Source organism: Arthrobacter agilis, assembly GCF_006494655.1.
Classification (GTDB): domain Bacteria; phylum Actinomycetota; class Actinomycetes; order Actinomycetales; family Micrococcaceae; genus Arthrobacter_D; species Arthrobacter_D agilis.
In genome coordinates, this window is record NZ_VHIM01000038.1 from 1 (window position 1) to 291 (window position 291).

Below are 291 nucleotides of genomic sequence, written 5' to 3' on the forward strand. Positions count from 1 at the left end.
CTCGAACGTGCTGGGCACCATCAATCCCGTGCATGAACTCGTCGCACTGGCGCAGGACGTCGGGGCCCTGACGCTGCTGTCGAGCTCACCCGGGGGCAGTCCCAGCTCCCGGGCGAGCCAGGCGAGGTCCCTGCACTCCGCCTCGGAGGCCTCCGGGTCTTCGGGCGCCCTCGGCCCGTCCCGTTCCCCCACGAGGTACCGCACCGGGACGATCGGCCGTCCTGCGGCGCGTGCCGTCGACACGGCCTCGACGAAGACCGGCTGTGCCTCGATCCACCGGGCCAGTTCCCG

Annotated in this window: 1 protein-coding gene; it reads right to left on the bottom strand. The window is 72.5% G+C overall.

All coding sequences use genetic code 11. The features are described from left to right. On the bottom strand, positions 1 to 291 hold a 291-nt coding region (locus FJV46_RS15280), incomplete at both ends, for a hypothetical protein (protein WP_158294870.1).